This is a genomic window from Enterococcus crotali (assembly GCF_000633635.1).
Lineage (GTDB): Bacteria > Bacillota > Bacilli > Lactobacillales > Enterococcaceae > Enterococcus_L > Enterococcus_L crotali.
This window is the reverse complement of the sequence record NZ_AYPQ01000008.1, coordinates 91,559-113,213: the sequence shown is the minus strand read 5'-3', so window position 1 is coordinate 113,213 and position 21,655 is coordinate 91,559. Positions and strand designations below refer to the sequence as shown.

Here is a 21,655-nt window from a genome sequence, read left to right as displayed (position 1 = left end):
GAGAAATTAAAAATGAAAAAAACAACAGGATTATTAACAGTCGCATTAATTACAGGAGCTGTTTTATACGCACCACAAGCAATGTTTGCAGAAGAAACAGGAATCAAAGCTGTAGATTCAAAGAATACAGTCAACTTCAAATCTGGAGAAGGCGAAGTAACAAACCCAGTTGATCCAACAGATCCAACAAACCCAGTCGTTCCAACACCAATCGACGTTACCGATCCAGATAACCAAGGGACAGGCAATCAAGGACCGTTATCTATTGACTATGCATCAAATATTAAATTTGGCGAGCAAAAAATTGCCGGTAAAGATATGGTTTATTCAGCAGTCAATAAAGATCCATTCATCCAAGTAACGGATACAAGAGGAACAGGCGCTGGTTGGCATGTCTCTGCAACAGCAACACCCTTCCAAAATGAAGATAAAACAAAAACCCTAAAAGGTGCAGAACTATCTTTTAAAGCTGGACAAGTAAAAGCAACAAGCGATAATTCAGTATCAACAGCACCAACCGCTTCTGATGTTGTCTTTTCTAATACAGATGCAAAACTGGTATTAAATGCTAAAGCCGGTGAAGGCCGTGGTACATGGTTAAATGTTTGGAGTGCAACAGGTGAAAAAAATGAGAATGTTCAGTTGAAAGTATTAGCTGGTTCAGCAGATGCCAATACAGAATACCAAGCAACAATTAGTTGGGAATTAGCAGACGCGCCAAAATAAGGGGTTGATTTTAGCACAATTCTCTAAATAATTTAGTCCAACCAGTAAAGCGATAGAAAAATGAAGTAGGTCATGGGTATGTAGGGTTGATCGTAACTATTTAATAAAGTAATGGAGGCATAAATTAATATGAAGTATAAGGTAACGGCTCTAGTAGCTTTAATAGTTGGATGTTTCTTTTTCAGCCATTCAGCATCTGCTGATACAATGGCCTATTCAGTTAAAGCAAATATTCCAGAGAATCAAATAGATAAGAGTAAAACGTATTTTGATTTAAAAATGACACCAGGACAGAAGCAAGATGTGTCATTAACTATCAGCAACAGTTCCAAAGAAAAAGTAACAATCATCATAACGCCTAATATTGCTGTAACCAATCAAAATGGTGTGATTGATTACAACCAAGAAAAAGTAAAACCAGATGCATCATTAAAAACACCAATTACGGATATCATTTCTGACAAACAAAAAGTCACACTAGAACCACAAGAAACCAAAGATGTTGTTTTTACCCTGCAAATGCCGGAAACGCCTTTTGATGGGACGATCTTAGGTGGATTTTACGTCACCAAGGAAGCAACAGAAAAAGAAGAAAAAGATAGTGAAAGTGTTCAAATCAAAAATCGTTATTCTTATGTTATTGGGATTCAATTACGGGAAAATGAGCAGGCTGTAAAACCTGTACTTCAGTTAAATGATGTCAAACCAACGCTTCAAAACTATCGCACGGCCATTTCAGCAAATCTACAAAATACGCAAGCCACGATCATTAATGATTTGGAGGTAGAAGCGAAAATCAGCAAAAAAGGCAGTACAGAAGTATTATATGAAACAACGAAAAAAGACATGTCGATGGCGCCGAATTCAAACTTCTACTTCCCGATCATGATGGATAATCAACCGTTAAAAGCAGGTAAGTATACCCTACGCCTGAGCGCAAAGGATAAAACAGAAGCGTGGAAATTTGAACAAGATTTTGACATATCACCAGAAGATACGAAAAAACTCAACAAAGAAGCGGTAGATTTAGTCGAAGAGCCAACTGACTGGCTGAAAATCGGACTGATGATCGGCGGAGGTGTTCTGGCACTCCTTGTGGTAGTAGGATTCGTTATCTATCGTCATAAGAAGAAAAAGAAAGAAGCCGAACGTCAAAAAAGATTGCGCAAAAAGAAACAAAAACAAAAAAGGGATCGTCTAGCCAATGAAAAGAAAACTAAAAAAAGACCCCAATGATCGGGAGATAAAACAAAGAGGAGGTGAGAGGAAAATGAAAAAGAAAAGAATATTTTTGTTAAGTGGACTTACATTACTCATGGGACTAGCTGTTTATTCTGCTGTATTTACGAGTAAAATCGCAGCGGAGGAAAAAATACAAGGTCCAGCTACTGTGCAGCCGAAAAGTGCGTCAACCCCTACTACGATGAATGGGCCAAGTCCATTTGCAATGACTAGTGTTTTGGGAAATAGTAAGTTCAACCAATTGAGCGCAAGTGATACCATGCCCGAGGGATATTATTTTTCTGCGAGACCCAATAGAAAGACTAAATATTATAGAGTGAATAAAAAAACTAGAGCAAAATTAGAAGAGTTTAAACACAAGCCGGCGACATGGACTGGTAGTGATCCTAATTATTTTTATCTTAAAAACGGGGAAGGAGCCTATTTTGCTAATGTTGGTGAATATCAGGGGAAAACTGTGGACCTTATGATGAACCTAGAAGATGGGTTTATTTGTATTGTTGGCTACAGTCATCTTGGTTCACAAATGGCGTATAATTTTGGTTCACTTAGTTCTCTTGAAAATATTAGAGCTAATATTACAGCTAATACTACGGTAACTTATTCTTATTTTGATAATGCAACAGGGGAACCGCTTGTTATCAAAGGCTTGTTCAGTAAATATGTTGGTGGTGTTTATAATAAAGCTATTTATGATACTAATCAGGGAGATGGCTTGTATGTTACTGATAAAGCATTAATAAACTATGATACGGCGCTAGAAACCGCAACGAAAACATATCTCATAGAGTCAAAACCTACAGATGGTGCAAAAGATCCTAATTGTTATGTGACGGACACTTTTACCGCTAGTACGTATAAAATATTTACTAACGGAACCTACCGAGACGAATATCTTTCAGGATTGATCTATGCTACCAATCCAGTAGCGAGAATCAAAACGCCGTCTCATTCACTAACTGGTTCACTTGAAGAAGATGGTTCTAAGCATAAAACGTCATTTTCAGTTACGATCAACCAAGAAATTCCTGATCGAATGCCTAACTTTGAAAAATATGGAAGTTTTGAGTATATAATACCAGAAAATGACTTTTACAAAGTAACATCCTTTAGTGCAGTCAATGCTTTAGATGGAAGTAATATAAGTAGTAATTTTACTTTATCAGGTAATAAGCTGCAGATAAAACCAAGCTTCATGAGTACAGATGCATTTTATGGGAAAAATTATGAAATCACGTTGAACTATAGCCTAGATACAACAAAGGATTACTTTAGCTTCTATCAAGATGGTTATTTGGACATACCAGTTGAGCCAATTACCCAAACAACGGATTTAGATGGGAGTCAATTGTCAAATGCGGTAACCTCAAGAATCAAATGGGATTATGAATTAGGCATTGAAGCGAATGATGTTGAGTATGGTCAGGGAGATATCAAGCGATTTAACAAAGATCCTGAGGCGTTTAAAGAAAAAGTTCTGAAAGATTCCGAAGCCAAAGGAACAAACTTAAATTTAAACACGGACATTCCTGTGACAATAACTGACTTTGTTGTCGACTCTAAAGTAGGGACCTATCCGATAACGTTATCTACACAAGATGGCGACATTACATTTACGAAAAAAATCAATGTAAAAGTCAAAGCTGTACCGCCTGTAGTCACCATTCCAGAAGCGGGTACAAGAGTTGTTAGCAGTAAAGGAATGCCTTATTCCTTTAGCGGAACCGTGTCAGATGAAGACAGTGAAGACATGTCACTTTTTGTCACTGTTGATGATGGAGCACCAACGACAATCTGGGAGAAACAGGAAAATACAGAGCTTAACCAGCCAATCGATTTTACCTACGAAATTCCAGGTGCCCAATTGTTAGTTTTGGGAGATCATACCGTGAAAGTTTATGCGAAAGATTCAGAAGGCAATCAATCCGAAGTAGCTCAATTTACCTTAGATGTTCGTGGCTATTTAGCTTTTAAAGATATGCCGCCAGAAACATTGGACTTTGAACAAGCGAAGATCGGTTCAAAAGGTTCTTATTCGAAGTTGAATAAGAGTGTGGATTTTAGCGTAGAAGACTACCGCGGAAGCAATACAAGTTGGAAATTAGTTGGCTCGCTCACCTCAGAACTACAAGATAGTGCCACGAAAACAACCATAAAAGATGGAATCATTTATCGTGATGAGGACGGGAATGAGACACCATTTACCACAGATGCCACCGTGAAATTAAGCACAGGTAAAGCAACTGCAAGCAAAGTCCTTTTCCCAATCAAATGGGGGTCAGATGATAAAGGAATCTTTATCAAAACACCATCAGATGTAAAAAAAGGAACGTATACAGGCGGCATTGAAATGAGTTTAGTCGATGCGCCTTAAAGAAAATGAAAAAAGGTTGTTATATACTATAAATAAAAAAGTTGAAGCTGGCTGATCTTTGCAAAGATCAGCCAGCTTCAACTTTTTTTGACTAGGATGTACTTGATTCTCTTAAAACAAGTGAGACTGGGACAACAATTTGTCGACCGAGTTCTCCTTTATTATTGATCAATTCTAGCAATGTCTCCACTGCGTGAGTGGCGATCAATGCTGTATTTTGTTTAACAGATGAAAGGGAAGGGGTGGTATATTTTCCAGAAGTAGTATCATCAAAGCCGATCAATTTTATTTTTTGCGGGACACTAATATGCTTTTTCTTCAGAAGAAGCAGTAATTCTAAGGCGATCAAATCATTTATCGAAAAAATTCCATCTGTCGTTGGATTCTTTTTCAGAAAAGTATGGAGACTTTTTTCAAAATCAGTACTTTGAATATCGATTGAAAGTAAATGGTGCGCTGGATCGAAGGAGATACTATTTTTCTTCAAGGCATCTTTAAATCCTTTCAACCGTTCCTTGGCACTGGTGGATTTTTGATTATGCATCGCAATCACAGGATGTTGACAGCCTTCACGGATCAATTCTTCTGCGCTTTCAAATGCTCCTTGATAGTGGTTGGATGAGATAAACACAGTGTCTTCCTTCTTTTTCGGTTCCCGATCGATACAGATATAAGGAATTTTCTTTTCCGCACTGGAAGAAGCAAATTCAAACGCCTCAGCTCCAGAAATCACGATCAACCCATCCACGCCTTTTCCTTCTAAGATACGCAAATAAGCCAGCTCCTTTTCCGAACTTCTGGACGTATTACAAATAATCGTGGAATACCCCTTCGCAAATAAGATCTCCTCTAAACGCTGAACCACATCAGAAAAGAAATAGTTACTGATATCCGGCACCAATATGCCAATTGTAAATGATTTGTTCATTCGTAAGTTTTTAGCACTATAATTCATTTTGTAGCCTGTTTCTTCAATGACCTTCAGCACTTTTTTTCTTGTCTCTTCAGAAAAGCGGCCGTTATCATTGATAACTCTTGAAACAGTTGCCACAGAAACCCCTGCTAATTCAGCAATGTCTTTGATTGAATAGTTTTTCATAGCTCGTATCCTCTTGAGTAATCGTTCTCTTTTTTTCTTTGATATTTGCTTATATTTTCTCACAAAAAGCGACTAAATACAAATGTTCAAGTTAAATTATGGTTGACAGGTCAAAATATTGATGATATATTATCCGTAAATAAAGGTAAACGATTACTCAAGTGTTTTTTTAAGGATTGAGTAATCGATATCTCAAAAGAGGAGGAAGTTGTTGTGGCAAAATTATTATGCCCGTCTATGATGTGTGCAGATTTCGCTAATCTAAAACAGGCTACACAAGAGCTTGATCAAGCGGGGATCGATATTTTTCATATGGATTTTATGGACGGCAGTTTTGTTCCTAATTTTGGTATGGGGCTGCAAGATTTTGAATTAGTCCGTTCTGTTACAGATAAGCCGGTAGATGTCCATCTAATGATCCAAGAACCAAGTAAGTATGTGGAGAAATTTGCGAATCTTGGGGCAGATATTATTTATATTCATCCAGAAGCAGACCAACAGGCTGGGCGAACATTGGATATGATTCGGCAAAAGGGTAAAAAGGCTGGGATCGCAATAAATCCAGGAACATCCATTGAAATGATTCAAGAATTATTACCGTTAGTCGATTATGTCATGGTGATGACGGTCAATCCAGCTTTGCAGGCCAAAAGTATTTAGAGTATACAGATTCTAAGATAGAAAAGCTAGTGGGTTTATCAAAAGAATATACGTTTGAAGTGCTGGTCGATGGAGCGATTTCTCCGGAAAAAGTTGAACAACTTAGTAAAATTGGCGTGACTGGTTTTGTCTTAGGAACCTCGGCTTTATTTGGAAAAGCTGGAACCTATGAGGAAACACTTGCAAGATTACGAGAGTGTTAGTAAGGCAGATGTTCAAAAACGAGAGAAATAGGAGGCATCATTGTATGAGATTAGCAATAGGCAGCGATCATGTTGGTTTTGAATTGAAACCGATCATTATCGACTATGTAAAAGCGTTAGGACATGAGATTGAAGATTTTGGACCAGACTCATCAGAACGGACGGACTATCCATTATATGGCAAAAAAGTGGCGGAAGAAGTCGCTTCTGGAAAGTATGACGGAGGAATATTGATTTGCGGTACCGGAGTAGGCATTTCGATTTCAGCGAACAAAGTAAAAGGGATACGGGCAGTTGTTTGCAGTGAACCTTATTCCGCTAAGCTCTCTAAGGAGCATAATAATACCAATATCTTAGCATTTGGCTCTCGCGTAGTTGGCAGCGAACTTGCCAAAATGATTGTAAAAGAATGGTTAGACGCAACTTTTGAAGGGGGAAGGCACGCCAAACGAGTAGAAATGATCCGTCAAATCGAAAATTAAAAGGGCTATTTTGTTCAAATTTGGCTATTTTTGATAAAAAATGGAATAAAATGAAAAATAATGGTTGATAATGAAAAAAAGAGATGCTATTATGGGGGTGTAGAAAAGAAGAGGAGGAGCAAAAAATGAAGTTAGCAACAAGGATCAATTCATTTTTACCAAAATTCAATCATGACATAGCAGCCGTTTTACAAGAATTTAATCGTTTAGGTCTAACCCATGTTGATTTTAATTATCCAGAACATGTGGAAGAAATCTCTGCTAAAAAGATGCAAGAGCTTTTACAGGAAAACAAGTTACAAGCCAATGGCGTAGCACTACGTTTTAGAAGTGAGTTCATCAATGGCGAATTAGGAAATGCGGATCCAAACATTTCTAACAATGCAGTTCAATTATGCAAAGAAGCGTGCGACTACTGCCGCGAAGTCGGTGGAGAAGTGGTCACGATCTGGTTAGGTTTTGACGGCTTTGATTATTCATTTCAAATCGACTATGAAAAAGTTTGGAACCAAATCAAAGCGTGTTTGATCGAAGTGACTGATTATGCACCTGATCTTAAAATCAGTATTGAATACAAACCTTTCCAACCAAGAGCCTATGCATTCTTAGATAGCTTTGGTGTTGCCTTATCGATGATTCATGAAGTAGGGCGCGATAATCTAGGGATTACGTTAGATTATTGCCATATGTTAATGAAACATGAAAATCCAGCCTATGGTGCAAGTATTTTAGGCAGTCGCCAAAAATTATTTGGGGTTCATTTAAATGATGGCTATGGTCTAAACGATGATGGATTGATGATCGGTACAAGTAGTTTGATCAAGACGATCGAATTTATCTACTATACAAAATTACACAATTATGATCATGCTTTTTACTTTGACACATTCCCAATTATTGAAGATCCTGTAGAAGAGTGTGAGAGAAATATCAATATGATCAAAAAAATCGATACGATCATAGATCGATTAGGAATGGACTATATCGCTGGTGTGATCAAACAAAACAGCGCAGTAAAAGTAAGTGATTTAGTATTAGAAATCTTAGCCTAAGATTTCTAATACTTTGTTCCAACAATAAAAGAATTAGGGGAGTGAATGAAGATGGATTTCAAATTAGCAGCAAAGGAAATTTTAGAAAATGTTGGCGGTCCTGATAACTTGGCGAACATGACACATTGTGCTACACGCTTAAGATTAACATTAAAAGATCCTTCTAAAGCAAATGATGAAGCAGTGAAAGAGATCGATGGTGTGGTCAATGTTGTCAATAAAGCGGGACAATATCAAATCTTGATCGGCACCGAAGTACCGAAATTGTATGATGAATTTGAAGCCTTAGTTACAGGCGAAGATGGGAATGTTCAAGTAAATAAAAGTGGGGAGAATTCAGGCAATATTATCAGTAATATTTTTTCAGCGATTTCAGCCATTTTTGCACCATTATTACCTGCTCTTGCTGGTTCTGGAATTTTACGAGGGCTATTGATTTTAGCTGTACAAACGGGTCTTTTATCAGAAAATAGTGGAACTTATAGTATCTTAAATGTTGCTTCAATGAGCGTCTTTTATTTTTTACCAGTATTGTTAGCGTTTACTTCTGCTAGGCGATTCGGTGCGAGTCCTTATTTATCTGCTTTGATTGGGGCAGCATTATTAAATCCAGAATTTATTGCGTTGATGGGAGATACCGGAAACGGGGCAACAACAAGCTTTTTGAAAATACCTGTGGTGTTGATGAATTACAATTCTACGGTTGTTCCGATTATCCTTTCGATTTGGGCATTTTCTTATCTTTATAAGTTTTTAGATGAAAAAGTTCCTGAGACACTAAAATTAGTGGTTGTTCCTTTGATTTCTTTAGCTGTGATGATTCCTTTAACGATTATCGTAATTGGACCAATTGGAGTGTATAGTGGGGAAGCCGTTGCTCAAGTGGTGAATTGGTTGATCGAGCGTAGTAGTATTTTAACCGGTGTATTGATCGGTGGCGGTTGGAGTGTGTTGGTAAGCTTAGGAATCCACTGGGCGGTTAATCCGATCATGATCAACAATGTTTCAACTTATGGCTTTGATTACATTGTGCCTTTTACGTTTGCCTGTAACTTTGCTGTGATCGGGACGACGATCGGTATCTATTTTAAAGCAAGAAATAACAAGTTACGTAGCTTTGCTGTAACAGGTTTAGTAACGATTGCTCTTTCAGCAATTATTGAACCCACGTTATTTGGCTTATTAGTAAAAAATAAAAAATTATTTTTAGCACAAATCATTGGTGGTGCTGTCGGTGGTGCTTATTTAGGACTAATGAAAGTCGTGACAAATGCTTTTGTATTTGGGAGTGTAACGACCTTTCCAGCGTTTGTGACAGATAATGCGTCGAACTTTATTCAAGCAATGATCGGATTGACGATCTCTCTTGTTGTATCAGCAGTTTTAGCCTATATGTTTACAGACAAAGAAGAAACGTTATCTTAGAAGCTAAAAATAACTTCTTTCAAATGTGCTGATTTCGTTACTATTTACTCCTATTTATGGTATTTTAAGAATGGGTATGCTTCTTGAAAGTAACTAGTAATGAAAAATGAGAGGAGTTTCTTATGATTCCATATGTTCGACAAGAAAAAATTATTGAAATACTGGAAAGTAGAGAATTGATAAAAATCGAAGAATTGCAAAAATTGATACCAGAGGTCTCAATTTCTACGCTTAGACGTGATTTGAAAGAACTTGAAGGGGTAAATAAGGTACAGACCTTGTCAGGAGGCGCAGTCAAGCTTTCTTCAAGTGTGTCTGAGTTACCGATGACAACCAAAGCAAGTTTGCAAACCAAAGAAAAACGTTATATCGCTGAACTGGCTGCTCGTGAGGTAGCTGTGGGGGAAACGATTTACTTGGATTCTGGTTCTACCTGTACGACACTGCTAAGAGAACTGCTTAAAAAGAAGATTCGGATCATTACTACAAATACTGATGTTCTCCGTTTGACAGGCGATTTTGAAGCAGAAATCACGATCTTAGGCGGAACCTATGATCCAAAGATTTCATCATTAAGTGGACCGCTAGCTGAAGCAAACATTCAGAAATATGTCTTTGATAAAGCGTTTCTAGGTGCAAATGGCATCGATTTAAAATTTGGTGTAACAACGCCTAATTTAGTTGAAGCAATCAAAAAGAAAACAGTGATCGATCATGCGAAAAAAGCATTTTTATTATGTGATAGCTCTAAATTCCATAAGACATCTGCGGTGAAATCCTTCGATTTAAATGAAGTCGTTTTGATTACAGACAAAGACGATTCTGAGTTAAGTAAAGAGATGAGGATCATTTCTAAATAAAAAAACACAAGAAAAGCACGTCTATATTTTTTTATAGACGTGCTTCATTATATTTCAATAAAGTTCAAAAAAGCTCATAAAATTTGTCATCAGCTTCTCAATCCGCGACCTCGATCAATCAAATACCAACAAACGGCATATAGTACAGAGATGAAAAGAATCAAAATGATCAGAGATAAAATGATCGGTACATCGATCGTACCAAGAAAACCATATCTAAATCCTGAAATCATATATACGATTGGATTGATTTTTGAAATAGCTTGCCAGATCGGCGGCAACATGGATATTGCATAAAATACACCGCCAAGATATGTTAATGGCTGTAAAACAAATGTAGGGACAATTGATACATCATCAAAAGACTGTGCAAAGATTCCATTTAGTAAACCTGCCAATGAAAATAAAATAGCGGTCATCAAAAGGGTAATGATCACGATAGACCATGAATAAACGTGAAGTGGTACAAAGAATAAAGAAATTATCGTTACGAGTGTACCTACTAAAACACTTCGACCAAGTCCACCAAAGACAAATCCCCAAATGATAATGTGTGTTGGAACTGGCGCAACGAGTAATTCTTCAATGTTTTTCTGGAACTTTTGCGAGAAAAAGGAAGAAGAAACATTCGCATAAGAACTTGTGATAACAGACATCATAATAAGTCCAGGTACGATAAACTCCATATAAGAGAAGCCTTCCATCTGTCCAATCCGTCCACCGATCAGATTTCCGAAAATAACAAAATAAAGGGATGTAGTAATGACAGGCGGTACCAAGGTTTGTACCCAAATCCGCAGATATCGATTAGTTTCTTTTACAGCAAGGCTTCTTAGAGCCGTGAAATATAACTTAAACATTTTTATTCTCCTCATTTGTATCAAAGTTTTGATTTTTCAAAAGAAAAACCGAGTGGATGCTTATGCGGTATACCATTCCACTAGCTCAATGCTTAGAAAGTGAAACGAGCATCGGCTGGCTATTTTTCTTCTGTAATTTTTAAAAATAGTTCTTCTAGGCGATTGGATTTATTACGCATAGAGAGAACCTGAACCCCTTGATTGGTAAGCTGTTCAAACAAGCCATTCAATCCTTGATTCCGTTCGATCTCCACCTCAAGAGTCTGTTCATCTTCAAAAATACTTTTATAGCCTATAATTTCTGGTTCCTTGTCAAACGGAGCTAAATCAAAGATAAAGGTTTCAAACTGTAATTTGGAAAGTAAGGATTTCATGCTAGTGTTTTCAATCAATTGACCAGACTGAATAATACCGATATTGCGACAAAGCATTTCGGCTTCTTCAAGGTAATGGGTTGTTAGAATGATGGTTGTGCCATTTTCGTTCAACTCTCTCAGAAAATCCCACATTTCCCGTCTTAGTTCAATATCAACTCCAGCTGTAGGCTCATCTAAAATAAGTAAACGCGGTTCATGCATCAACGCACGAGCAATCATCAATCTACGTTTCATCCCACCTGAAAGCATACGGGCACGTACATTTCGTTTTTCCCATAAATCTGATTGCTTTAGATATTTCTCACTACGTTTCAGCGCTTCTTTTTTCGAAACACCATAGTAACCAGCTTGATTAACGACGATTTGCTCGACTGTCTCAAATGGGTTAAAGTTAAACTCTTGTGGAACAAGCCCAATCTGTTGTTTGGCAAGGACTAACTCATTATCCAGATCATATCCGAAAACCTTTACCTTTCCAGATGTTTTGTTAACAAGAGACGTAATGATGCCAATTGTTGTTGATTTACCAGCACCGTTTGGACCTAACAGCGCATAAAAATCGCCTTCTTCAACGACTAAGTCAATGCCTTTAAGGGCTTCAACACCACTTCCATATACTTTCTTTAAATCGTTTATTTCTAGTGCATACGTCATTTACTCACTATCTCCTTTTATTTCTTTCGTATTCTGGCAAAGACACTCTTCTCCACTGTCAGAAAGTAATTGCACCATAGAACGCATAAAGTCTTTCACAAATTCTTCTCTTAACGTATAGTGATGCCACTGGCCTTGCTTACTTACGGAAACAATACCAGCACTTTCCAAAACTTTCATATGATGAGAAAGAGTGGGCTGCGTAAAATCAAAATGTTTCAATACATCACAGGCACACATACTACTATAAGAAAGCAAATCGATTATTTTCATTCGCTTAGGGTCAGCCATCGCTTTGAGTACTAAAGAAATTTTTTCGTAATCCATGTCCATTCCTCCTGAATATAGATAACTGTCTATGTTTAATATAGATGAATATAAATCTAATGTCAAGCAGTGTTATGGCTGAAAATCGAATAAAAAAGACGAATTAAAATCTAAGCAACTGGCCGATAACTGAAATTTACATACACATGCTTCATCACGTGTAGTAATCCTGTTATAATAGAAGCAACAACTCGTACGATCAATGAAAAAAATTGCGCTTTAAGAGGAGTAAACTAAAAAATGAGAAACATTAAATTAACGATCGAATATGACGGTACAAGATATCTTGGCTGGCAAAGGCTTGGTGATTCGGATAAAACAATTCAAGGGAAAATTGAAAATATTTTAACACAAATGACACGGACAAAAATTGAAATCATAGGTTCTGGTCGAACAGATGCGGGAACGCATGCGAGAGGGCAGATCGCGAATTTTAAAACAGATAGTAACATGCCTCTATCAGAGATGATTGAATTTTTAAATCGTTATTTGCCACAAGATATTGTGGTAAAAAAACTAGAAGAGGTTCCTGAAAGATTTCATGCGCGCTATAATGCAAAAGGGAAAAAATATAGCTATTATATCTGGAACGATAGGGTTCCCTCTGCTTTTGAGCGTAATTATAGTTTTCACTATTCTGAAGAACTGAACGTTGAGCTGATGAATGAAGCGTGTCGTAAATTGATTGGAACCCATGATTTTATTGGTTTTTCTTCTCTTAAAAAGACAAAAAAATCAACTACCCGAACGATTGAGGAAATAGCGATTCAAAAAGAAGGGCAGCTTGTTCATTTTACCTTTGTCGGGGATGGCTTTTTGCATAAAATGATCAGAATCCTGATGGGCACACTCTTAGAAATCGGCTCTGGAACAATGCAATTAGAAGCCATCGATGAAGTATTTGAAAGTAAAATCCGAAGCGAGGCAGGAATGACCGTGCCAGCACAAGGATTGTTTCTAGATGAAGTTTATTATCGTGATTGAGAATTGAAAGCCACACTTAAATTTTGTTGCGCTCTTATTTAGAGGACGAGGATGGGACAGAAGTGTTTGATCCCGAGAAATAAGAAGGAATTCACAAAAAATAATCCCATAACCTGGACGGATAGCCAATTTATGGGGTTATTTTTATGCACGATTATAAAGTAGGATTCAGATTAAATAAAATCTTTGAAAAAAGCAAGTTCTTCCTCATTACACTGCTTAGCAATATCACTTTTTTGATTTAAATGGAAGACATGTCCTAATTCAGAATGATCTTGATTTGCGTAAAGTTGGTAAGCTGTTTCAACCCCTTTAGATCGTAAGAGATCGACCATGGGTTGGGCAAGAGCTTTTAAGGTATCATGTGTAGAAGTTGCAACAAAAGCAGGCGGAAAATCGGCTGTGATGTAGTTTTCTACAGGAAATTGCTCTTTAAGTGTTGGTGTGATCGTTTCACCAAAGTAAAAGGGAAAGTCTTGATTGATTGCACTATTTTCTCCAATGAAGTATGCCCCGCAGTTTAAAGCGACTGCCTTGAAATGAATAGGAGCAGTCTTAAAAGGGAATTTTTGTGCGTAAGTCGGGTTACTCGTTAGTGTGGCATATTGTTCTGCCAGTTGGGCTCCGGCGCTGTCACCAATTAAGAAGAGTTGTTCTAGATCGATATAATAGCTTTTTCCATGTTCAATCAGCCAATTCATCAAAGTATTCGTATCTTCTAAAGGAGCAGGATATTGGTGCTCTGGTGCTAAACGATAGTTGAAATTCACGACGGTAAAGCCTTGTGTTGCTAAATACATTGTATAAAAACGATAAAGCTCTTTATCGCCATAAAAGAATCCGCCGCCATGAATATTGATGATTGTTGGTAGACACTTGTTGGTCCCTTTTGGATAATAGATATCAAACGTATTTTCAATGCCATAAGGCCCGTAAGATAAGTTCTTGAACATTTTTAAAGTATCAGGTTCAGTCAAACCAGCATCACGTTTTTCATCATGCTTTCTTATTTGTCTGCGCATTGTTGGAATATCAAAATTTGCCATAGTTGTTGCCTCCTAAGGAAGTATGTTTCAGATTTTTAGCGATACTTGTAGTATAGATGAGAGCGTTTACTATTGGAAGTAGAAACAACTGCTTTTTTTTATTTCAGCTTATTTTTGAAGGGGGACTTCTGCTTCCGCCGTTTATTCGGTGCTATTTTATAGTTGAAAGAATAAAAATTATTAAATTATCTTATAGTTGCGTATAATTAGAATGTCAGAATGATCAGAGAAATTTAGGGTAGGAGGAGTAATATGAACTTTTTAAAAAAATATGGATTTTACTTTCTATTGTTAGGAGCAATAAGCGATTTTTTAACTCCGTACATCCTAGGTATTTTTTATCCAAAAATGAACCAAATGACGATGGTAATCAGCGTATTCGGTGATGTAGACAGTCCAGTCAGACAAGCATTTTTGATTTGGTCTGTCATATCTGGACTATTTTTTGTTTTAGCAATTTCAGCTGTCTATCAAACTTTTAGTAGTACTTCGCAAAAATTAGCGACCTTACTAGCTTCAGCGATTGGATTTTATGGTGTGGGAGATTGCATTTTCACTGGATTATTCAGCATCAATACAGAACAAGCGAATTGGAATCTATCTACTTGGATCCACAATATTGGCTCGGGCTTAGGTTATGCAGGCTTTTTTCTTTTCCCGCTTTTTTTATATTTTTTTTATCAAAAGCGAGGGGAAACCACCTATAGCAGATTGTATTTGATTTTGTTTTTAATCAGTATTTTTTTTGCAGGGATATATGGGTTGGCACGAATTCCTGTAATCAATCAGTTACCAGTGTTGAATCAAATTGGCTTTTGTCAGCGGATAAGCTTCATTTTTAATTACTTGCCGATAATGATTTTTGCTATAGATCAAATTAAAAATGGCAAAATTAAGCAAGAAAGAATCGGACAAAATAAGGAGTTATAAAAAAATGAAAGAACGAGTAGTAGTATTCGGAGATGCCATCATTGCAATTATTCTAACGATCATGGTTTTAGAGTTACCCATTCAATATGCTGTGAGCGGTGAGTTTAATTTATCTTGAACATGTCATCTTTTTTACGTGAAATGCACTACGTATAATTTTACTTTTTTTATAAAATGAAAGGAATTCTCTGAAATTTAATATAAAATTTTCATCGCAATTCGTATTATCCTTCTAACTGTAAATAGTTGAATTTCAATTCAACAAAAAATTATCAGTAGGAGGTTTTAGATTATGAAGATGAAATCAGTTAAGTTATTAAGTGTAATGGGATCAGTAGTTGGAATTGGACTCTTAGCAAGTGCTTTTAGCGGCAGTCAGTCAACGAATGCATCAATGGATTCTACTACACAAAAAACAGATTGCCAAAAGCCGATGATTTTATTTCCTAATACCTTTGAATTAACGATGGACCAAGCAAAAGAATTTGATCCATTAAATGGCGTAAAAGGCTACGATAATTATGATGGAAATATAACAAATAAAATTAAAGTAGAAGGGCCTAGCGTGATTCAAGCGCCTGGAACCTATACATTTACGTATACATTAAAAGACCTCAGTGGAAATGTAGATAAAGAAGTCAGAAACTATACAGTGATAGACGATCAACCAAAACAAACAGTTGCTGAAAAACACCCCGCTGAGCCAGTTGCTGAAGTTTTAGAAGAAAGTGATCAAGTACAACCCATTGAAACGATTGAAAGTGAAGAGTCACAAGTGACAGCTGAACCGCAAGAAACAGTTACAGAACTTGAAACAATTCCCGTACCACAAGAGCCTAGCAGTTCAAATGTCAGCACTCAAGAATCAGTTACTCCTGCAACAATTAGCTTCTTAGGACAAACGATTCCATTCATTCAATGTAACGGTGCACCAGAAGCACCTAGCGTTGGTGCTGGAACTTGGACAGGAACAGGGGCTGTCAACGACCAATTACCAACTCACTTTATCGGGCACAATCCTGGTGATTTTGCAGGTGTGATGAACATAACTGTGGGAACACCAATAACTGTAGTTGATGGAAATGGAAATGCTAAAACATATGTTGTGTATGAAGTATTGGATGTAGCAGATGACGGGATCAACGCAAATGATCCATCCGATGATACTTGGGCAAGAGTGATAGAAGAGGGTGGAGAACGGATTTCGCTTCAAACATGTATTACAGATACTGTAAACCGAATCGTATTAGCAAGATAATTTCATGAAAAAGACCATTTATTTCAGAAAATCAACTGAAATAAATGGTCTTTTTAGTGTTTACAATCAAGAATTGTCATAAGCGTATAATAAAATATTTCTAAGGTCCGAAGAAAGAGTACTTCTTGAAACAGGAAAAATAGTACTGTCCAGTGAAATCTCATAATCAGCAAGTAATGCTCGCTCACATAAAATCACGTGAGACCAGGATTTAGCATAGATTGGTAATTCCTCCATGGCATAATACATTCGATCATCGATAAATTTATCAGAATGATTGATCCATTTCTCCAAGTGTTCTCGGTATAAAATGTGAGAGAATTCATCTTCTGCAACGACGAAAAAGATTTGTTTTTGCTGGTTTTTCTGTAAAAGCACAGTCGAAATTTGGGAGGTAAACTTATCAATGATCGTATCTGTAAAATCTAAATCTGAATGGATGTATTGTTTTTGCCACTCTTCAAGTATTTTTCGAATTGATAGAATCAAGGTTAATTGTTCATCATTCAAGTAATAATGCTGTTCAACTAAAAAGGATTGAATATTTTGCCAGGTAGAGAGTACAAGGTTGATAAATGGTTTTTCAAACAAGATATTGTTGACTAAATTAACTGAAAAGTATTTTTCAAAATCACGTATAAGTGCACGAATTTCTGGTGAATGCTCAATAATCGTGTGACGTTCATAATCATGATCCATTTTTACAATTAGATAATTAGGAGTATTCAAGGAAATCAGACGATAGGCAGCGGTCAGATAACCGATTTCATCATCAGAAAAAAGTCTCTCTACCTCACTTGGAAAGAAATGAACGATCGTCTTTTTTAGCTCCTTAAAAATGACGCTTTGACGAATTAACTGCAGTTCATCTTCGGGATACTTTAGCGAGTGATCAGTTGAACGGGTCAAAGACAGATAAACATTTACCACTAAGAAGATGTACTCTCGTTTATTGATTTTTATATTGTTGGAAAAACGTTCTAACAGTTCATCAACAAAGTGCTCTGCAGTTTGCCAAAGCTCAGTTTTTGACCACAGTTCTTTGGAATCGACCCTCATCAAAATCGACAAAACAACACTACGATAACGTAATTCATCATGAATAAAATGGTTATTTTCATTCATGATTTTTGCGTGTTTAAAAAAATCTTCCACACTCTTTTTTATTTGAAAGGCTTTTGCAACAGAGACAAATTCATTTTCAACGATGGATAAATAATCAGTGTCGCCAGCTAAATATCTTAAACAAACATTTAAAAATTTCGATTCTGCGTAGATTTTAATAACCAAGGTGTACCGTGTCAAATCACTTAAAAATACGGCAGTTATCGTTTGACTAGTGCTATTTGAATAAAGAATCCAATCATCAAAATAAACTAAAATTTTGTCGAAATCTCGTTTGATCGTATTTGGTGTCACATTTAATCGTTTGGCTGTGTCTTTGATGGAAAGCTCGCGCATTTCAAATAGAAATTCGACTAGTTTTACTCTTCTCATAATATCTTTTTCGATATATTCCTCAATCATGTGTTCACTCCTCATTGGGCTACAGTTTCAAAATAAAAATGGTTCTAGATTATTTACAAATTTTCGGCTGTTTTTTTCAAAAAAGTAGAATCTCTTCACCATTATCTTAATTCTATTCAGCAGTATTTACAAGGAAGGTTCTTAGAAAAGGTAGCTGGAAATTACAGCTGGAGAATGAAAGGATGTAGAAGGATAGCTGAAGTAGAGAGAGTTTTGATTGTTAATGGAAATACTTATGAAGTTGCTCGCTTAAAAAATTTACTCCTTTTTAACGAAATCTATACGAAGAACATACACGAACTCAACACTTCTCTCTTACAATTTAGGGTAGAGAGGGGGTTCATTAATGAACTTTATAAAAGAAAAAAGAGAATTTGCTACACTTATATGTTTAGGAATTTTGCTATTGATCGGCGGGATCTGGGATAAACAAATCAGTCAGGGAGTGATGAATCAGGGATCGTTATTCGGCACTTTTTTTCAAAATTACGGATTGATTTTTCCAGGAATTATTATATTTATGTCTACTCAAATTTTTATTTATTATGCAAAAGAAAGCAATTTACCAAATTTTGGCAAAGGGAGTATTTATTTTATCGCTATTATCGCTGGTTTATATCAAATCTGGCAAATGATCAAAATCATGCTTTTTTATACAGTCAATTCGCTGAATAATCACCAAAATAATCAACCAATAGGTGCTGCTAATAACGATGGTGGTGGAGCAATGAGTTTTCCAAATTGGTTCTTCCCAGCACTCGTTATGCTTTCGGTATTTACTTTTTTAGTAGGCTGCATACTCTGTCATCGCTGGTTAAAAGAAAAAAATCAAGAGGAATTAAATCAATTGGTTTTAGTTGGTTTAGGCGCAATTGTAGCGGTTTATGCTGCGAATACAATAGTAGACGTGATGAAAAATCTTTGGGGCAGATTCCGTCCCTATGAATTGCAAAGTAACTGGGCAGAGTATACAAGCTGGTGGAAGATCAATGGAGCGAATGGTCATAAGTCATTTCCATCAGGACATTCAGAGCAAGCTTGGTTAGCCTTATACTTACCGCTTTTTGTTGATCCTTTGAAGCAAAATAAACGCCAGATACTTGTGATTTTGACAAGTGTGTTCGGTTGTTTGGTGGCTTGGTCAAGGGTTCGAATCGGAGCGCATTTTTTGAGTGATGTAGCGGTTGGTTCTGTGATTGCTATTTTCTTGATTTATGTGTTTTCCCGTCTTTTGAATCAACGATTAGATGGAAAATCTTTATCGGAATAATTTAGTTAGTGATACTGAAATGACGAGTTTTCTTAGTGGAGAAAGCTTGTCATTTTTTGTTTAGATCAACAGGGGTAGATGAAGGACAATTAGCAAGCTTTTTATTTACTTATTCCATTCTTTATTATATGATTGAACACGTTGTTTAAGTAATACATCGCAATTTTACGAACAGTTTATTGTTCATATTTTTAGGAGGATATCAAGTGAAAGAAAAAATTATTTCCTATTTTGAGATCGACAAATTAAATACGACTATGAAGCGTGAATTTCTAGCTGGATTTACGACCTTTATTTCTATGGCGTATATTCTATTTGTTAATCCGACTGTTTTAGGAGCTTCAGGAATGGATGAAGGCGCCGTTTTTACTGCAACAGCTTTAGCTAGTGCATTAGGCTGTATCTTGATGGGGATTTTTGCTAAGTATCCGATTGCAACGGCACCAGCACTTGGAATCAATGCCTTTTTTGCTTATTCTGTTTGTGTTGGGATGGGTGTTCCTTGGGAAACAGCTTTAGCAGGTGTTTTTGTGGCATCTCTGATTTTTATTTTGATCACGATTTTTAAGTTACGTGAATTGATCATTGACGCAATACCGGCTGATTTAAAGTACGCTATTTCTGGTGGTATTGGTTTATTTATTGCTTTTCTAGGATTAAGTGAAGGCGGAATCATCGTTTCGAATGAAGCAACATTGGTGGCTTTAGGACCGTTGAATGTAGGAACAACCTGGCTGACTATTTTTGGTCTAGCGATTACAGCTATTATGATGGTCCGTCGTGTTCCTGGTGGTATTTTTATTGGGATGACAGCAACAACTGTTTTAGGTTTGGTAACAGGGCTGATTCAAGCACCTACTAAAATTATTTCAGCTGCGCCAAGCCTTAAACCGACTTTTTTAGTGGCATTAAAACATATGGGCGATATCAATTCAATCCAGCTGTGGGTCGTTGTTTTGACGTTCTTATTAGTAACATTCTTTGATACGGCGGGAACTTTGGTAGGATTAGCCAATCAAGCAGGCTTTATGAAAGACAATAAAATGCCGCGTGTTGGAAAAGCATTAGCTGCAGATTCAACAGCGATGTTAGCAGGTTCTCTTTTAGGAACGTCTCCAGTTGGTGCCTATGTAGAATCTTCTGCAGGAATCGCAGTTGGTGGGCGTTCTGGATTGACAGCTGTCACAACGGGTCTTTTCTTCATCGTTGGATTATTTTTCTCGCCGTTACTTTCAGTAGTCACGTCTCAAGTAACAGCACCAGCGTTGATCGTTGTAGGTGTGTTGATGGCGCAATCTCTTAGCCAAATCAAATGGAAAGAAATGGAAATCGCCATTCCTTCGTTCTTGATTCTTTTAGGAATGCCTTTGACATATAGTATTTCTGACGGAATTGCACTTGGTTTTATTTTCTATCCAATCACAATGATCGCTGCCAAACGAGGCAAAGAAGTGTCACCGATCATGTACGCATTATTCTTTGTTTTCGTAGGATTCATGTGGATTTTGAACGCTAATTGAACCTAAAATCATAATCAAACAATAGAGCGCGGGCCAAAACTGATTTTTAGTTTTGGTCTCTTTTTATTGAAAATGAGTTGTTTATTATCGAAATATTTAGTACAATTTCAATATAAAGAAAAATATTTTTTTGAACTAAAAAATTATTAGGAGGTCGAGTGTAATGAGTAAAAAATATCTAAATTATGTCGGTGAAATCATCACAGACACGGAATACCATGGATTAGGAGAACCAGAGGGATTTTTGGAAGTTCATATGGATGTTGAGCTACCCTTTAGACTGTATTGCACAATGGGTGATAAGGATTGGGAAGAAGTAACAGAGCAAGGGCGTCTAGCACTGATCGATCAATTACAAGAGAAGAAATCAAAATTTTCTAAAAGTGATTATCGATTTTATACATTAGATTTTTACTTAGCAAGTTTAGGTGGGTTGTAAAATATAACCGAAAATGAAAGCGTTTAATTTTTTTGGAGAATAATGAATTTATGGAATGAGTTTTTTATTTTTATCCCTTTGTGATTATTTGATCAAATGTAGAGTGTTTAATTGACGATAAAAAGAAAAGAGTCCGGGACAAAACTAAAAATCAGTTTTGTTTCGGACTCTAAAACCGAATAAACGGTGGGATCAGAAGAAAATCCTTCGGAAATAAGCTGAGATTCACAAAAATTTGAAGAGCATTTTTCGTGAATCTCAGCTTATTTCTCGGGGTTAAACACTTCTGACCCAACCTCTTCTTTCAGATATAAGTATTCAAGAGTGAGCGATAACATCT

The 21,655-nt window shown here is 36.6% G+C and carries 19 protein-coding genes and 2 pseudogenes; 15 read left to right on the top strand and 6 right to left on the bottom strand.

The genetic code is table 11. The annotated features are described in order from the left end of the window. Window positions 1–12: 12 nt before the first annotated feature. The 3 genes from V192_RS0116840 to V192_RS0116830 all read left to right on the top strand — a co-directional run bounded on the left by V192_RS0116840 (window position 13) and on the right by V192_RS0116830 (window position 4,342). A complete protein-coding gene (locus V192_RS0116840) occupies window positions 13–726 on the top strand; it encodes a WxL domain-containing protein (RefSeq protein ID WP_025873462.1) in 714 nt (237 codons plus the stop codon). A gap of 129 nt (window positions 727–855) precedes the next feature. Beyond that, complete coding sequence (locus V192_RS0116835) at window positions 856–1,962, top strand: WxLIP family cell surface protein (protein WP_025873461.1); 1,107 nt, start codon at window positions 856–858, stop codon at window positions 1,960–1,962. Between the two features lie 34 nt (window positions 1,963–1,996). Further along, complete coding sequence (locus tag V192_RS0116830; RefSeq protein ID WP_025873460.1) at window positions 1,997–4,342, top strand: hypothetical protein; 2,346 nt, start codon at window positions 1,997–1,999, stop codon at window positions 4,340–4,342. Between the two features lie 91 nt (window positions 4,343–4,433). Here the strand turns inward: V192_RS0116830 and V192_RS0116825 are convergent, their stop codons facing one another. Next, window positions 4,434–5,450, bottom strand: coding sequence for a LacI family DNA-binding transcriptional regulator (locus tag V192_RS0116825; RefSeq protein WP_275574556.1), 1,017 nt, complete (start codon window positions 5,448–5,450; stop codon window positions 4,434–4,436). 228 nt (window positions 5,451–5,678) lie between these two features. Here V192_RS0116825 and V192_RS20545 point away from each other — a divergent pair. The 5 genes and pseudogenes from V192_RS20545 to V192_RS0116800 all read left to right on the top strand — a co-directional run bounded on the left by V192_RS20545 (window position 5,679) and on the right by V192_RS0116800 (window position 10,123). After that, window positions 5,679–6,304: pseudogene (locus V192_RS20545) on the top strand (ribulose-phosphate 3-epimerase). Between the two features lie 44 nt (window positions 6,305–6,348). Beyond that, entirely contained in the window at window positions 6,349–6,786 is a 438-nt protein-coding gene (rpiB, locus tag V192_RS0116815; RefSeq protein WP_025873458.1) for a ribose 5-phosphate isomerase B, read from the top strand. A 125-nt stretch (window positions 6,787–6,911) separates the two neighbouring features. Further along, the gene (locus V192_RS0116810; protein ID WP_025873457.1) at window positions 6,912–7,838 is read left to right on the top strand and encodes a sugar phosphate isomerase/epimerase family protein; all 927 of its coding nucleotides are present in this window, start codon (window positions 6,912–6,914) and stop codon (window positions 7,836–7,838) included. A gap of 51 nt (window positions 7,839–7,889) precedes the next feature. Continuing rightward, window positions 7,890–9,263 carry a PTS transporter subunit EIIC gene (locus V192_RS0116805; protein WP_025873456.1) on the top strand — a complete coding sequence of 458 codons (1,374 nt, stop codon included), beginning with the start codon at window positions 7,890–7,892 and terminating at the stop codon, window positions 9,261–9,263. Window positions 9,264–9,385: 122 nt separating this feature from the next. Further along, a complete protein-coding gene (locus tag V192_RS0116800; protein WP_025873455.1) occupies window positions 9,386–10,123 on the top strand; it encodes a DeoR/GlpR family DNA-binding transcription regulator in 738 nt (245 codons plus the stop codon). Window positions 10,124–10,212: 89 nt separating this feature from the next. Here V192_RS0116800 and V192_RS0116795 read toward each other — a convergent pair whose 3' ends face one another. The 3 genes from V192_RS0116795 to V192_RS0116785 form a co-directional block, all read right to left on the bottom strand. Then, the gene (locus tag V192_RS0116795) at window positions 10,213–10,983 is read right to left on the bottom strand and encodes an ABC transporter permease (protein ID WP_025873454.1); all 771 of its coding nucleotides are present in this window, start codon (window positions 10,981–10,983) and stop codon (window positions 10,213–10,215) included. 119 nt (window positions 10,984–11,102) lie between these two features. Beyond that, window positions 11,103–12,014, bottom strand: a complete 912-nt coding sequence (locus tag V192_RS0116790; RefSeq protein ID WP_029948318.1) for an ABC transporter ATP-binding protein — start codon at window positions 12,012–12,014, stop codon at window positions 11,103–11,105. Continuing rightward, window positions 12,015–12,341, bottom strand: coding sequence for an ArsR/SmtB family transcription factor (locus tag V192_RS0116785; protein ID WP_025873453.1), 327 nt, complete (start codon window positions 12,339–12,341; stop codon window positions 12,015–12,017). A 240-nt stretch (window positions 12,342–12,581) separates the two neighbouring features. On the opposite strand from V192_RS0116785, the gene truA reads away from it, so the two are divergent. Further along, window positions 12,582–13,325: a tRNA pseudouridine(38-40) synthase TruA gene (gene truA, locus V192_RS0116780; RefSeq protein ID WP_025873452.1), complete on the top strand. Its 744-nt coding sequence runs from the start codon at window positions 12,582–12,584 to the stop codon at window positions 13,323–13,325. Between the two features lie 173 nt (window positions 13,326–13,498). Here truA and V192_RS0116775 read toward each other — a convergent pair whose 3' ends face one another. Continuing rightward, window positions 13,499–14,371 carry an alpha/beta hydrolase gene (locus V192_RS0116775; protein ID WP_025873451.1) on the bottom strand — a complete coding sequence of 291 codons (873 nt, stop codon included), beginning with the start codon at window positions 14,369–14,371 and terminating at the stop codon, window positions 13,499–13,501. A 252-nt stretch (window positions 14,372–14,623) separates the two neighbouring features. On the opposite strand from V192_RS0116775, the gene V192_RS0116770 reads away from it, so the two are divergent. From V192_RS0116770 to V192_RS21010, 3 genes and pseudogenes are all read left to right on the top strand, one after another. After that, entirely contained in the window at window positions 14,624–15,301 is a 678-nt protein-coding gene (locus V192_RS0116770; protein ID WP_025873450.1) for a DUF998 domain-containing protein, read from the top strand. A 4-nt stretch (window positions 15,302–15,305) separates the two neighbouring features. After that, window positions 15,306–15,404 (top strand): annotated as a pseudogene (locus V192_RS21460) (TMEM175 family protein); the annotation flags it as partial. Window positions 15,405–15,593: 189 nt separating this feature from the next. Continuing rightward, window positions 15,594–16,559 carry an immunoglobulin-like domain-containing protein gene (locus V192_RS21010; protein ID WP_025873449.1) on the top strand — a complete coding sequence of 322 codons (966 nt, stop codon included), beginning with the start codon at window positions 15,594–15,596 and terminating at the stop codon, window positions 16,557–16,559. Window positions 16,560–16,625: 66 nt separating this feature from the next. Here V192_RS21010 and V192_RS0116755 read toward each other — a convergent pair whose 3' ends face one another. Beyond that, the gene (locus V192_RS0116755; protein WP_025873448.1) at window positions 16,626–18,086 is read right to left on the bottom strand and encodes a helix-turn-helix domain-containing protein; all 1,461 of its coding nucleotides are present in this window, start codon (window positions 18,084–18,086) and stop codon (window positions 16,626–16,628) included. 346 nt (window positions 18,087–18,432) lie between these two features. Here V192_RS0116755 and V192_RS0116750 point away from each other — a divergent pair, with 346 nt between their 5' ends. The 3 genes from V192_RS0116750 (at window position 18,433) to V192_RS0116740 (ending at window position 21,315) form a co-directional block, all read left to right on the top strand. Then, a complete protein-coding gene (locus V192_RS0116750; RefSeq protein ID WP_025873447.1) occupies window positions 18,433–19,356 on the top strand; it encodes a phosphatase PAP2 family protein in 924 nt (307 codons plus the stop codon). A 206-nt stretch (window positions 19,357–19,562) separates the two neighbouring features. Continuing rightward, the gene (locus V192_RS0116745; RefSeq protein ID WP_025873446.1) at window positions 19,563–20,876 is read left to right on the top strand and encodes an NCS2 family permease; all 1,314 of its coding nucleotides are present in this window, start codon (window positions 19,563–19,565) and stop codon (window positions 20,874–20,876) included. A gap of 163 nt (window positions 20,877–21,039) precedes the next feature. Further along, complete coding sequence (locus tag V192_RS0116740; protein ID WP_025873445.1) at window positions 21,040–21,315, top strand: hypothetical protein; 276 nt, start codon at window positions 21,040–21,042, stop codon at window positions 21,313–21,315. Window positions 21,316–21,655: the final 340 nt, after the last annotated feature.